Raw genomic sequence first — 13270 nt, forward strand, 5'->3', positions numbered from 1 at the left:
TGTTTCATGTGACGCCAATTGACATTCGAGCGTGTTCCATTTTGGTGCACGCCGGGAGATCTGCTTCATGAACCTTGAAAGCAAGTGGCTGGAGGACTTCAGTGCCCTGGCTTCCACCCGCAGTTTTTCTCAGGCGGCCGAGCGACGTTTCGTCACCCAACCCGCCTTCAGTCGGCGTATACGCAGCCTGGAAGCGGCGCTGGGACTGACTCTGGTGAATCGTTCCCGCACACCGATCGAGCTGACCGAGGCAGGGCAGCTGTTTCTCGTCACTGCACGTACCGTTGTCGACCAGTTGAGCGAAGTTCTTCGCCATTTGCATCACCTCGAAGGCGGCCAGGGTGAGGTGATCCAGGTGGCTGCCGCGCACTCCCTGGCATCGGGCTTTTTCCCACGCTGGGTAGCCCAGTTGCGCAATGATGGATTGAACATCGCCACACGCCTGGTTGCGACTAACGTCGGAGACGCGGTGCATGCATTAAGGGAAGGGGGCTGCGACCTGATGCTGGCGTTCTATGACCCTGACGCCGCCCTGCAGATGGATGCCGAGATCTTCCCGTCGTTGCACATGGGCACCACCGAAATGCTTCCGGTGTGCGCAGTGGATGCCAACGGCAAGCCGCTGTTCGACCTTGAAGCCGACAGCAGCGTGCCGTTGTTGGCCTATAGCGCTGGTGCCTTCCTGGGGCGTTCGGTGAACCTGCTGCTTCGTCAACGCAATCTGCGATACACCACCGTCTATGAGACTGCCATGGCTGACAGTCTCAAGAGCATGGCGCTGGAAGGTATGGGCGTCGCCTGGGTGCCTCGTCTTTCGATGCGTGGCGAGCTGGAGCGTGGGGAACTTGCGATCTGTGGCGGGAGCCAGTGGCACGTGCCATTGGAGATTCGCCTGTATCGCTGCGCACTGGTGCGTAAGGCCAACGTGCGTTTGTTGTGGCGCAAGCTGGAAAACACACCGACGTCGGAGTGAACCTTTCTTTTCAGCGACCGAGCGTTTCGTTCAAGTAACTGGAAATGCTTGCTCTGTTCTCGTCGCTGTAGCGGTAGCAATTGGACCGAAGCGAATTGCGGAGCGGGAACACATAAGTCTCGCAACGCCATGGGTTGTAGCGTAGTTCTGCCGCTTCGTGTGTTGCATTCATCATGTGACCCAGTTCGTGTCCCAAAGCTGTGTAGGTGGCAAGCGAAGCGATTCCGTAGGGGTAGCCTAATTCAGCCAAACCAACGGTATCAGTCCCTTCACGGTTAGGGCCGAAACTATCGCGCGCCAGCAAAACCGATTTCTGACCGCCGTACTGCGCTGGAGTGGCATTGCTGAAGGCTCGGTAAGTGTCTTCTGGTGACATCTCCCGGTACGGGATATCAGTGATGCCGGCGACATGACGTTTGAAGATTACCTCAATCGAATGGTTGCTGAATTCGCGCATTTCGCTCAGCCATGGCTGTACGAAATCCTGACGTATCTTGTTGTCACTGATGTCTCCCAGTTCATCATGGGGATAGAGGGTTACTATCAGGGATTTTGCCGCCCAGGCAGGGGCCGTCTGCAGTGCCATCATGATGTTGAAAGTCAGTGCAGCAAGGAATCGGTTGGTCATTTCAAGCTCCTGAAAAGTTGAACATTGAAGTCCTATCCTCTTGCAGCCGCCGATTCGTACAGCAGTGGGAAAAACTTGTCCCGCGAGACAGCTTGCCCTTTGATCCGACATGTGCTTACGGGGGTGGGCGGCCCGCCCAGAAATACGCTACAATCCCGCGCCTTCGGCCGACCCGGTCGATTCAGAATCCGTATGACAAGCCACGCCGGTCCACCTGCGTGGCTTGTTGCTTTTAGCGCGCCAGAAGGCGCTTGCAGGAGAGGCTCGACGATGAGTGCACTGGTTGGCGTGATCATGGGCTCCAAGTCCGATTGGTCCACCCTTAGCCACACCGCCGATATGCTGGAAAAACTCGGCATTCCCTATGAAGTGAAGGTGGTTTCCGCCCACCGCACCCCGGACTTGCTGTTCCAGTACGCCGAAGAGGCCGAAGGGCGTGGCATCGAGGTAATCATTGCGGGTGCCGGTGGCGCTGCCCACTTGCCAGGCATGTGTGCCGCCAAGACCCACCTGCCGGTGCTGGGCGTGCCCGTCCAGTCGTCGATGCTGTCGGGCGTCGATTCGCTGCTGTCGATCGTGCAGATGCCTGCCGGCGTGCCGGTTGCCACCCTGGCCATCGGCCGTGCTGGCGCCGTCAACGCCGCACTGCTGTCGGCGAGCATCCTCGGTGCCAAGTACCCGCAGTACCACGCGGCGCTCAAGCAGTTCCGCACCGAGCAGACCGACACCGTGCTGGACAATCCAGACCCGCGCCAGGCTTGAGGCTGAACCCATGAAGATCGGTGTAATCGGTGGCGGCCAGCTGGGCCGCATGCTGGCCTTGGCGGGCACCCCGCTGGGCATGAACTTCGCCTTCCTCGACCCGGCCCCGGACGCCTGTGCCGCCCCGCTGGGCGAGCACCTGCGTGCCGACTACGGCGACCAGGACCACCTGCGCCAGCTGGCCGACGAAGTCGACCTGGTGACCTTCGAATTCGAAAGCGTCCCGGCTGAGACCGTGGCTTTCCTGTCGCAGTTCGTCCCGGTCTACCCGAGTGCCGAAGCCCTGCGGATCGCCCGTGATCGCCTGTTCGAGAAGAGCATGTTCCGCGACCTGGGTATCCCGACCCCGGCCTTCGCCGACATCCTCTCGCAAGCAGACCTCGACGCGGCAGTCGCCAGCATCGGCCTGCCGGCTGTGCTGAAGACCCGCACCCTGGGCTACGACGGCAAGGGCCAGAAGGTGCTGCGCTCGCCTGAAGACGTGGTCGGCACCTTCGCCGAGCTGGGCAGCGTGCCTTGTCTGCTGGAAGGCTTCGTGCCGTTTACTGGCGAAGTATCGCTGGTGGCCGTGCGTGCCCGCGATGGCGAAACCCGCTTCTACCCGTTGGTGCACAACACCCACGAGAGCGGCATCCTGAAACTGTCGGTGGCCAGCCAGGCACACCCGCTGCAGGGGCTGGCCGAAGACTATGTCGGCCGTGTGCTCAAGCAACTGGACTATGTCGGCGTGATGGCCTTTGAGTTCTTCGAAGTCGACGGTGGCCTGAAGGCCAACGAAATCGCCCCGCGTGTGCACAACTCCGGGCACTGGACCATCGAAGGCGCCGAGTGCAGCCAGTTCGAGAACCACCTGCGCGCCGTGGCCGGCCTGCCGCTGGGCTCGACTGCCAAGGTCGGTGAAAGCGCCATGCTCAACTTTATCGGTGAAGTGCCGGCGGTTGAAAAGGTCGTGTCCATCGACGGCTGCCACCTGCACCACTATGGCAAGGCCTTCAAGATCGGGCGCAAGGTCGGCCACGCCACCCTGCGCTGCCAGGACATGGCCAGCTTGAAAGTCAAGATTGCCGAAGTAGAAGCGCTGATCAGCAACTGATCGAACTTCTGCTCGGGGTCTGCCCTCTGAAAATGGCAACAAGCCAAACCGCTGTCTAGGCTTTGGCTTGTTCCATATTCACTTCAGAGGGATTGCCATGGGCATCATTGGAACCATATTCATCGGCCTCATCGTCGGCCTGCTGGCTCGCTTCCTCAAGCCGGGCGACGACAGCATGGGCTGGATCATGACCATTCTGCTGGGTATCGCAGGCTCTCTGCTCGCCACTTATGGCGGCCAGGCACTGGGGATCTACCAGGCGGGCCAGGCTGCAGCATTCATCGGTGCGCTGGTCGGTGCCATCGTCCTTCTGGTGATCTACGGATTCATCAAGAAACGCTGAATACTGGTTAGAATGCCGGCAATTCTCTTGAGTTGCCGAGCATTTCCATGCGTGCCCTTTTCCTCATTCCGTTGCTTCTGGCCAGCACCCTGGCCCATGCCGAGTTGCCCGAAACCGACTGGCTGGAGCTGATGCCCAAGTCGGACCAGAAGGCCCTCGAAGAGATGCCCGAGATCGATCACAACTCGCCGGAAGCCAATGGCACCTTCACCGCCAAGGGCGGCCTCAAGCAGAGCAAGGGCCTGCCGGCGGTGATGTATTCGAGCAAGACCGTGGCTACCATGAACGGCAAGGACATCCGCCTGGGCGGCTACCCGGTGCCGCTGGAAAGCGATGCCAAGGGCAACAGCACCTTGTTCTTCCTTGTGCCTTACCCGGGCGCGTGCATCCACGTGCCGCCGCCGCCGCCCAACCAGCTGGTGCTGGTGCGGTATCCGAAGGGCCTGAAGATCGATGACATCTACACGCCGCTTTGGGTCAGCGGCAAGCTGAAAGTGGAGAAGGTCAGCAATGACCTGGCCGATGCGGCTTATGCGCTGGATGCGGGGAAGGTGAGGGTAGTGGAAGACGCTGACCTCTGATCGCCTGCCCCAGCCTCTTCGCGGGTTTACCCGCGAAGAGACCAGACCTGCCAACGCATGATCAGACTGTGATGCTGCCGATCCTGACCTGCAACGAACGGCTGGCCCCGGGCTTGAGCTCCACCACATCATCCCAGACATTCGCCGTCTCGATGCACAGCATCCGCTGCCAGCCGTCATCGGCCATGTCCGCCAGCTCCTTGGCCCGCTCGGTCCAGGGGTTCCAGATCACCGCCGAGCGCGAGCCGCTGCAGGTCAAGGTGATCCGCCGCTTCCAGTGCGGATCGACAATGCTCAGCTTCTGCGGCGTATCCAGGTAGATCCGGTCAGTTTCCCCGGCAAAGCCCAACGCACCCTGCTGCTGGCGCTGTTCCCAGTCGGCCAGGGTCTCGATGTATTGCAGCCCCTCGACCCCTTCAACGCGCGCCTGGCGCACGTCGCTGACGGCGAAGTAGCTGTGCAGGGCCTGGCTGATGGTCACGGGGCTGTTGCCCATGTTGCGGCTGTTCAGGGACACGCTGAGTTCTTCACCCATTACGATCTGCAGCTTAAGCTCGACATCATGCGGCCAGCCCGGCAGATCACCCTGGGCCTCTGGCAGCTCGAATTCGATGTGCAGGTCATCGCCTTTTTCTTCGACGCCCAGCAACTGCCAGTCACGCGTACGCGCCAAGCCATGGGCGGGGGCCTGCTCGCCACTGTACATGGCCTGCACTGATGCGGGATTGCGCTGTAAGTTACCAAACCATGGCCAGCACACCGGCACACCGGCTCGCACCGATTTGCCTTGGCGGAAGATGGCCTGGTCGCTCAGCCACAGCAGCGGTGGCTCGCCAACACGCTGGTAGCTGAGAATCTGCGCGCCCTGCTGGGCGACCAGTAGTTCGGCGCGGTCGCTGCTGATGCGCCAGCAGTTGAGTTCGCCGTGTTGCTCGGATTCGACCTTGAAGGTAGCCATTGCGCTCGTCTCATTGATTGCCTGTGGGCCCTTGGACCCGGTGACGTGCAATGAGTTTACCGCTCGCGCGGCTCAGCGACGAGACACCGAGCGGGTTCGGCCACTGCCATCGATGGCGACGAACACGAATGTCGCTTCGGTAACCTTGCGCCATTCGCTGGACAGCGGGTCGTCACTCCACACCTCGACCATCATGCGGATCGAGCTGCGGCCGATTTCCAGGGTCTGGGTATAGAACGACAGTTGTGCGCCCACGGCCACCGGCACCAGGAATGCCATGCGGTCGATGGATACCGTGGCCACCCGGCCGCCAGCGACGCGGCTGGCCATGGCGGTGCCGGCCAGGTCCATCTGCGCGACCAGCCAGCCGCCGAAGATGTCGCCGAAGCCATTGGTTTCGCGCGGCAGCGCGGTGATTTGCAAAGCCAGGTCGCCTTGCGGGATAGGATCTTCTTGTTCGAGCTCAATCATGCGATGGGGCCTCTGACCCGTGACGCTTTCGTTGGTGTGGCGCAAGGCCGGGAAAACGATTCAGCTGACAACATACTACGCCGATTCCGTTTTGCTGGGCGGCCAAAGGGAAACTCTGCGAAACCGTCTGACATCACGACCGGCGTTTTCGCACAACTTCCCACGGTTAAAGCAACCTTTTCCTACGAACGGCCAGTATATATAGCCAATCGCCCAGCGACGACCGCGTATTTATGAATATGTGTATGGATTTTGTATCGCTTTCAGCGCAGCTCGGCAATTTGCTATCTTCGCTCCTCGCCCCAATCCAGAAGCCGCGTGCCAAGCGGCCTGCATGACCTACAAGAGAACCAAGAGCGATGACCTCCGTGCCGAGCAGTATCGAGCAGCCCTCGCGGCCGCTGACCCGCAGTGACTACAAGACCCTCTCACTGTCCGCCCTGGGCGGAGCCCTGGAGTTCTACGACTTCATCATCTTCGTGTTCTTCGCCACAGTGGTCGGCAAGCTGTTCTTCCCCGCTGACATGCCTGAGTGGCTACGCCTGATGCAGACCTTCGGCATTTTCGCCGCCGGCTACCTGGCACGACCGCTGGGTGGCATCGTCATGGCCCACTTCGGCGACCTGCTCGGGCGCAAGAAAATGTTCACCCTGAGCATCTTCATGATGGCGTTGCCGACCCTGATCATGGGCCTGCTGCCGACGTATGCGCAGATCGGCCTGTGGGCGCCGATCCTGTTGCTGCTGATGCGGGTGATCCAGGGCGCGGCCATCGGTGGCGAGGTACCGGGCGCCTGGGTGTTCGTCTCCGAGCATGTGCCGGAGCGCAACACCGGCTACGCCTGCGGGACCCTGACCGCCGGCCTGACGGCGGGTATCCTGCTCGGTTCGTTGGTGGCGACCCTGATCAACACCCTCTATAGCGCCGAGGAAGTGGCTGACTACGCCTGGCGTATTCCGTTCCTGCTCGGCGGTGTGTTCGGCCTGTTCTCGGTGTACCTGCGCCGCTGGCTGCACGAGACGCCGGTGTTCGCCGAGATGCAGCAGCGCAAGGCCCTGGCCGAAGAGCTGCCGCTGCGCGCGGTGCTGCGTGACCACCGTGGTCCGATCATCCTGTCGATGCTGCTGACTTGGATGTTGTCGGCCGGCATCGTGGTGGTCATTCTGATGACCCCGGCACTGTTGCAGAGCTTCTACCACATCAGCCCGACCGACTCGCTAAAAGCCAACAGCCTGGCGATCGTGCTGCTCAGCTTCGGCTGCATCGGTGCTGGCAGCCTGGCCGACCGCTTCGGTGCGGGCCGGGTGTTCGTGATCGGCAGCCTGCTGCTGCTGGCCAGCTCCTGGACCTTCTACCACAGCCTGCCGACCCGTCCTGAACTGCTGTTCCCGCTGTATGCGGTGACCGGCTTGTGCGTGGGTGTGATTGGCGCGGTGCCCTATGTGATGGTCAAGGCATTCCCGCCGGTGGTGCGCTTCAGCGGGCTGTCGTTCTCCTACAACGTTGCCTACGCCATCTTTGGCGGCCTGACGCCGATGGTGGTAACGGCGCTGCTCAAGGTGAGCCCGATGGCGCCGGCCTACTATGTGGCTGGCTTGTGTGTTCTCGGCCTGCTCGTCGGCCTCTATTTGTTGGCGAAGAAACGTTGAGCTTCAGATCCGATACCATCCCTGAAGAAGGCCAGGTCGCAAACCTGTAGCTCGGCGTTGTATTGGAACATCACGAAAGTGGGGACGTTGTTTGTGTTTTCCCAGGCAAACACGTCCCAACCTCCGGTATCGCCCAAAGGTGAGGGCATCTACAAGGGAGGCTGTGACATGGGCGAAGGGCCGAACCGCTCGGTGACTTCTTTTCGGTTTGTAAGACCTTGTAATCGTTCAGGTAGCCTACCTTGAAAGGGTTGATCCTGTGGAATTGTTTTTGTCACGTTGACATGCACGCATTTTAAAATTAACGGTTCACTTGAGAACTCCAGTTCAAGGACGGGGAGAGGGGTGGCAGTTTCTGATTCTTGCCCCATGAATACCACCTCAAGAGGTGTATCTGGCAAATGGCCCAGTGTTACTAATGACGTGTGCGGGTTGCCAAGTCGCTTTATCCAGCAATCAGTTATTGATTCTTTCATTCTATCCACCCTCCTTTCTGATAACGACTAATGACCTCCAGCTTGGAGCGCTCGAGTTGTGAAGCTTTGTCCGGCCAAGCTATTTTTAAAGCGATGAAAAACAGGTCGACCTCAGCCAATATATCCACAAGTTGAGCATCGGAAGCGAGCCTCTTGTTCCTGACGAGATGAAATGCCAAATCGAATTTTGGCAATAGGGTTTCGGGCAAAACGATCGAGGGTGTTCTCAGTAATATTTCCTTGGTCTTGGTAAAGCTGAGTCTCGGGTGTCTCTTTATTAGCGTCTTGATGAGCGTTTCTGGCCAAATGCTTGGTAGGGTGAAGGTTCTCTCATGAACAGTTTTATCAGGCATGATTTTCGCTGCTAATAATTCAAATGTGAGTGGCAAATACTTCACTCATAGAATTGCATTCGACGGTCTTCTGTGTCAGCGCGGATTTGTTTCATTGTGTGCTGTTTTGTTTCGCTGTAGGAAGCATCGATATAACTAGTAGGAAATTTCTTTTTTGAGTCCGGGGATAAATAGAAGGGGCTGGACTTCGATAATAAGTTTATAAATATGTAACGCGGCGCCATACGGCTTTTTTACAAAGATCGGCCATACAGACAAGGAGACTCTGTATGGCTCAAGACACTTTTAACGACAATTCAACAGGTGACGTTGTCATCACCCCAGGCTCTTCTGGTTCAAGCGGCGGCGGGGGTGGATTCTTCAGCATTGGCGGCGGCGGTGGTTTCGGTGGTGGCTTTGGCGGCTCCAGCAGACGTCGCCGGAAAAAGCGGGCGAGAGCTCGCGCTGCTGCGCTGGCCAAGGCGCAGGCCGAACAGCAAGCACGCCAGGCTGCGGCTGCGGCTGCAAACGCCGAAGCGCAAGCGCTCGCTCATCGACAGCGAGTGGCTGCCTTCAGCCAGGCACGAGAAGGCCGGCGCGTGCAGCTTGACGCTCATTTCGCAGGGCAGGCTCAGGGTTTGTCCCAGGCGCTTCAAGGCGAAATCGATGCAGCACGCAAGCGCCCCGAATACGACGGCAGCGAACGCTGGCAGCTCTACCAGATCACCAAGGCACGGAACGAGACAGAAGGGCTCATTGCGGCAAAGCAAGGCGCGCTGGCCGAGTATCAGGCACGAGCGGCTGCTTTCGTTGGCCCGGGCGCAAGCGCGGACGCCTATGCAGCGCGGCTGTCAGGGCTGGCGACCGCAGAGCAGATGCAGCAACTGCATCGCGACTGGGAAGCGGGCTATCTGGCATTCCAGGAGGCTCGGCTGCTGGAAGAGGCCATCAGGCAGTTGTCGCAGCGTTCGGCTGCATTGCTGGCCGAGCATGCTACGCAGCGACAGCTATGGAGCGAGAGGGAGGCACGCTGGGAAGAGCAGCGTCAGTACGCTGAACAGCGCGAAGCACGGGTTCGTTACAAGCAACAGGCCGGTGAAGATCGACGACTGCAACGGCTGAAAGATGCCGCCACGCTGACGGCTCCGGTTGCCGCAGCCCAGGCCGGTGGTGTGTTGCTCACCCAGAGCGGCGCACAGGTTGCGTTGGAAGTGGCGACTGCCATCCAGCAGGCCATCGCCAATGCGGCGAAGGAAGTGTTGAGGGTTGCAGCGATCCGCGCCGGTCAGGCCATTAGCCTGTCGGTTACGGCTATGGTGCACTCCCCGGTGCTGGGCGATGGCGAGTTGACTTCCGACCAGCGTCGGCGACGACTCGAAGGGCTGGGGGTACGTGCTGAACTGCTGGGCGTTGAGGCTGGGCAGGACCTCCAGGCTATTGCCAATGCTGGTGGCTCGGCCCGCCTCTCGACTCGCATCAAGATCGAGCACCTGCCGGGAGGCAGTGGTATCGCGGTGGCGTCGACAGGCGCGGGGATCGCGTCCGAGGTACGGGTCAGAAATGCCGCTTTCGATCCGCTGACCGAAACCTATCGCCTCCAGGCCGAGACACCCACTGGCAAGACCATCGTCCTCGGTGATTCTGCCGTGCCAGCAGAAGGTCGGCCTGCAGGAAGGGTACTGGCCCTTGCGCCGGAGGCGGCCCCAATTGGCGCGGGTGTGGACCTGCGCTTCGACGACTGCATCGTCTGTGTCCCTGGTCAGCCCTCTCAGTATTTCTCTTTCGCGGTACCACCGGCGGGTACTGGAATCGTCAGTGGCAGAGGGCAAGTGGCGGGTGGCAGTTGGTGGGCCGCCCATGGTGCCGCCGCCGGTGTGGCCATGCCTGCACAGGTAGGCAGCCAGTTGCGCGGCCGCACGTTCGCGGGCATGCCGGCCTTCGAAAGTGCGGTATGGCGGGCTATTGCAGCAGATCAGGCGTTGCTGGGGCAATTCGATGAGCTGAACCAGCGCCGCATCCTCAGTGGTTTTCCTCCCATCGCACCCAAGGCGACCTGGAACGGGTCGCGGCAAGCGTTCGAATTACGGCATACGTCCGCTGCTGGGGTTGGCTCCGGGCTCTACGACCTCGACCAATTGAGCATTCACAGGCCCAGCGATTCCCAGGGCGTGTTGACGGTCGTCCAGCCGTTCCAGCCGTGGTTCGCTTCAAGTGTGGCGCTGGCTTTTGACCCGGCAATCGTAGAGGGCCAGCCACCACGCACCTGGACACCTGTTGTGGCGCCCGGTGCAGAACTGCTCGGCCCGACGCGTTTGCCGGAGGCGCCGCCGTTACCGGGCATCCTGCCGGGAGCGCCCACCGATCCGGTGGGGCCAAGTATTGAAATACTTCCGGGCGAGAATCCGGGTGAGACTGGGGCCATAATTCCTGGGTTTGGTGGCGATACAGACCTGCCGCAGCCAGGTTTGGTCAACTACGAACCAGCCAAACCTTTAGAAGTCGGTGAATACAGGGACCTACGACGCCGAAGTATTAACGATAGAATGGATGTAGACCATATCGTCTCCCGTAAAGCCTATCAGTATTTTTTGAGCATTAATTTTCCACATTTGCAGCCTAGTGACATCAAGGAGTTGTTGGAAGCGGCACCCAGTGTGGTGATCCCCGCAGAGGTGCACAGAAAATTTAGTCAGACTTATGGCGGAAGGAATAATCGGGCCAGGCAGATCAAAGATGCTTCTGATCTTCGGGCAGCAGTTGATAGCAACATGGATGCTTTAAAGCCAGGCCTCCTTGAATACGGCTTTACTGAGGATGAGATAGAGAGCGCTCGGCGCCAACTGCATGAGTTGCACCAACAAAAAGGATTGTATGAATGAACGCACAGCAATTGGAATCTTATCTTGATAATCTAGGTAGACCGCACGCAGAGCTAGTCGCCGAAGGTGTTGTTCCGGCTGTCGACTTTATAGAGGTCTATCCTGGGGCGTGGACCTTGTATTTGGAGCCAGTGCCGGGCTTATATTTGTGTTTTTGGGCGGAAAACAAACAGTTCGAATCAGTAATTGTGTCGCTTGCCGAGACAGCTACAGCGAAAACCGTATATAAGCATAAACTTCCAGACCCCTACGTGGAATGTGTAACCCGTGATGTGGCGTTGAATGTATTAGGCGAGCCATTTGAGTCGAAGGGTCCGTTTAAAATGCCGCTCCCCATGGGCGAGGTAGGGGGTTGGGATAAATTTCATCTACTCGACCAGAAGTACCCTGGGATAATCGCCCTCTTCAAATATGACGTGGCTATGAATGTCACCGGCGTAGCTTTTGCGTTGGAGCAAACTGGCTTCGACCGCATGCGTGATGAAGTTAAGCGGCAAGCTGGCGAATGAGGAATATTTAATGGAACTGAGACCCCAGTTGAATCAGTACGAAGAGCATTCCTTTCTTAGTCTGATCGAAGCTATTTGGCAGGCCGAGACCGACAAGGCCTCGCATGACGCATGGATTACCCACTTCAACCAGATCGTTGGCCATCCCGCCGGCAGCGACCTCCTGTTCTACTCAAACGCTGACGAAACCGGCAACATCAACTCGCCCACGTACATCATTCAAACGGTCAAGGAGTGGCACCGGCAAAACGGCCGTGCGGCCTTCCTGGGCCAGACCCTGCAGCCGCCCTCGCCCCGGCAGAACCTGTCCCGTGAGCAGCGCGCCAGTCAGTCGTCCAACCGGAACCTGGAGAAAGTGCGCAAATTGGTGGCTGAGGTTCATGCCGCTGAGCAGCAGGCAGTGCAGCACCTTGCCGTACTGGAGCAGCAACTGGCCACCGACCCTATTGCCGACACGCCAGAGCAGCAACTGGCTGTCAGCCTGGCTACGTTGGGTGCACTGGAAACCACCCAGCACCAGGCCAAGCGCGCAGTAAGCCAGCTTGAGCGGTTGCAGATGTCGGTCAAGTTTGCACTCGATGGCGCCACGCGCGATGTTACCAGTCCATTCCTCAACGCGGCGATTCAGGCCGTGGTGCTGCAGGAGATCAGCGCCGGCAGCCAGCGGCATGCGGCAGCACTGGCGGCGGCACAGGCGCGCCATCCCGGCTTGTACGCCCGAGCGGTAACGCTGATCGAAACCCTCGAGGCGCGTATCGCACAACTGGCCAGAACCACGCTGACCGGGCCAGGCCATGGTCCGCTGACGTTGCAGGCGCATGCACCTGCAGCAGGCCTGCATCCAGCATTGCTGACCGCGCAGGGCCTGAGCCGCGAGGTGGCCCAACAGCAGCATCACCTGACCAAAAGTGTCCGCTCTGCAATAGCTGAGCTGGAGTGGCAATCGACCTCCGTGCAAGGCGAGCATCCTGGCATTTATGCGGATGTTGTCGAGTTCGTGCTGGGTACGCCAAGCGATGACCCGCGTTTTGCCATGACAGTGCCGTTGGATGAACTATTCACCGGCGAGGATCTGGACTGGGCAGCCCTGGCTGCAGAAAGAGCCGAGGTGGATTTGCCCGTACGCTTGTGCTCCACGGTTCGCGGCGTGGGCTCTTTCACCACCACGGGCGTCAAGCCATTCACTCGTTACTCTCATGTGGTCATGACGCCCACTCAGGGGGCGGTCGTCCCTACGAACGTACGCGTGCGGCCGGCTGCATGGGATGGTACGCGGCAGGTATTTGCCTTTACCAGCGAGGATCAGGCGCCGGTGACCGTGCTGTGGCACACGGAGCGTGCGCCCTATGCACTCAAGGATCAGGCACGGCCGTCGAGCATTGGTTTCCTGCATATGCCAAAGGTACCGCTGATCGAACACTACGCCGACTTGTCTCAGGTGCAATTCGATGACTACGTCGTGGTGTTTCCGCCCGACACCGGCTTGGCACCTTTATATATCGCATTCAGAGACCGTCGTGAGCTATAGCATCGGGCCGCATCCGCGAAGGCCATCCTCAAAATTCGAGTGATGGCCTTTCATCCATTTGTCACAATTGAGTCATATCGTATTCATG

At 59.4% G+C, this 13270-nt stretch carries 13 protein-coding genes; 9 read left to right on the top strand and 4 right to left on the bottom strand.

Features of this window, described 5'->3' with window-relative positions; translation table 11 throughout:
- Positions 1-67: 67 nt before the first annotated feature.
- A complete protein-coding gene (locus C2H86_RS12260; RefSeq protein WP_159412724.1) occupies positions 68-973 on the top strand; it encodes a LysR substrate-binding domain-containing protein in 906 nt (301 codons plus the stop codon).
- Positions 974-983: 10 nt separating this feature from the next.
- On the opposite strand, the gene C2H86_RS12265 is transcribed toward C2H86_RS12260, so the two are convergent.
- Positions 984-1601 carry a hypothetical protein gene (locus C2H86_RS12265; RefSeq protein WP_159412725.1) on the bottom strand — a complete coding sequence of 206 codons (618 nt, stop codon included), beginning with the start codon at positions 1599-1601 and terminating at the stop codon, positions 984-986.
- Between the two features lie 270 nt (positions 1602-1871).
- Here C2H86_RS12265 and purE point away from each other — a divergent pair, with 270 nt between their 5' ends.
- The 4 genes from purE to C2H86_RS12285 all read left to right on the top strand — a co-directional run bounded on the left by purE (position 1872) and on the right by C2H86_RS12285 (position 4380).
- Positions 1872-2363: a 5-(carboxyamino)imidazole ribonucleotide mutase gene (gene purE / locus C2H86_RS12270; protein WP_003253304.1), complete on the top strand. Its 492-nt coding sequence runs from the start codon at positions 1872-1874 to the stop codon at positions 2361-2363.
- Between the two features lie 10 nt (positions 2364-2373).
- Entirely contained in the window at positions 2374-3456 is a 1083-nt protein-coding gene (locus C2H86_RS12275; RefSeq protein WP_159412726.1) for a 5-(carboxyamino)imidazole ribonucleotide synthase, read from the top strand.
- A 97-nt stretch (positions 3457-3553) separates the two neighbouring features.
- Positions 3554-3799 carry a GlsB/YeaQ/YmgE family stress response membrane protein gene (locus tag C2H86_RS12280; RefSeq protein ID WP_159412727.1) on the top strand — a complete coding sequence of 82 codons (246 nt, stop codon included), beginning with the start codon at positions 3554-3556 and terminating at the stop codon, positions 3797-3799.
- A gap of 47 nt (positions 3800-3846) precedes the next feature.
- Entirely contained in the window at positions 3847-4380 is a 534-nt protein-coding gene (locus tag C2H86_RS12285) for a DUF3299 domain-containing protein (protein WP_163985962.1), read from the top strand.
- A gap of 61 nt (positions 4381-4441) precedes the next feature.
- On the opposite strand, the gene C2H86_RS12290 is transcribed toward C2H86_RS12285, so the two are convergent.
- Complete coding sequence (locus C2H86_RS12290) at positions 4442-5338, bottom strand: D-hexose-6-phosphate mutarotase (protein ID WP_159412729.1); 897 nt, start codon at positions 5336-5338, stop codon at positions 4442-4444.
- Between the two features lie 72 nt (positions 5339-5410).
- Positions 5411-5809 (bottom strand): acyl-CoA thioesterase, encoded by a 399-nt coding sequence (locus tag C2H86_RS12295; RefSeq protein ID WP_159412730.1) that lies wholly within the window; start codon positions 5807-5809, stop codon positions 5411-5413.
- Positions 5810-6168: 359 nt separating this feature from the next.
- Between C2H86_RS12295 and C2H86_RS12300 the strand changes: the two genes are divergently transcribed.
- Positions 6169-7458 (top strand): MFS transporter, encoded by a 1290-nt coding sequence (locus C2H86_RS12300; RefSeq protein ID WP_159412731.1) that lies wholly within the window; start codon positions 6169-6171, stop codon positions 7456-7458.
- A 472-nt stretch (positions 7459-7930) separates the two neighbouring features.
- On the opposite strand, the gene C2H86_RS12305 is transcribed toward C2H86_RS12300, so the two are convergent.
- Complete coding sequence (locus tag C2H86_RS12305) at positions 7931-8287, bottom strand: hypothetical protein (protein ID WP_159412732.1); 357 nt, start codon at positions 8285-8287, stop codon at positions 7931-7933.
- A gap of 269 nt (positions 8288-8556) precedes the next feature.
- Here C2H86_RS12305 and C2H86_RS12310 point away from each other — a divergent pair, with 269 nt between their 5' ends.
- The 3 genes from C2H86_RS12310 to C2H86_RS12320 are packed head-to-tail and all read left to right on the top strand — an operon-like array spanning position 8557 to position 13182.
- A complete protein-coding gene (locus C2H86_RS12310) occupies positions 8557-11145 on the top strand; it encodes an S-type pyocin domain-containing protein (protein WP_159412733.1) in 2589 nt (862 codons plus the stop codon).
- A complete protein-coding gene (locus tag C2H86_RS12315) occupies positions 11142-11654 on the top strand; it encodes a DUF6392 family protein (RefSeq protein WP_159412734.1) in 513 nt (170 codons plus the stop codon). Before C2H86_RS12310 ends, C2H86_RS12315 begins: the two co-directional genes overlap by 4 nt.
- Complete coding sequence (locus tag C2H86_RS12320) at positions 11626-13182, top strand: S-type pyocin domain-containing protein (RefSeq protein WP_240349719.1); 1557 nt, start codon at positions 11626-11628, stop codon at positions 13180-13182. The genes C2H86_RS12315 and C2H86_RS12320 overlap by 29 nt, the downstream gene beginning before the upstream one ends.
- Positions 13183-13270 lie beyond the last annotated feature (88 nt).

The organism is Pseudomonas putida (assembly GCF_009883635.2).
In the GTDB taxonomy this organism is placed as follows: domain Bacteria; phylum Pseudomonadota; class Gammaproteobacteria; order Pseudomonadales; family Pseudomonadaceae; genus Aquipseudomonas; species Aquipseudomonas putida_W.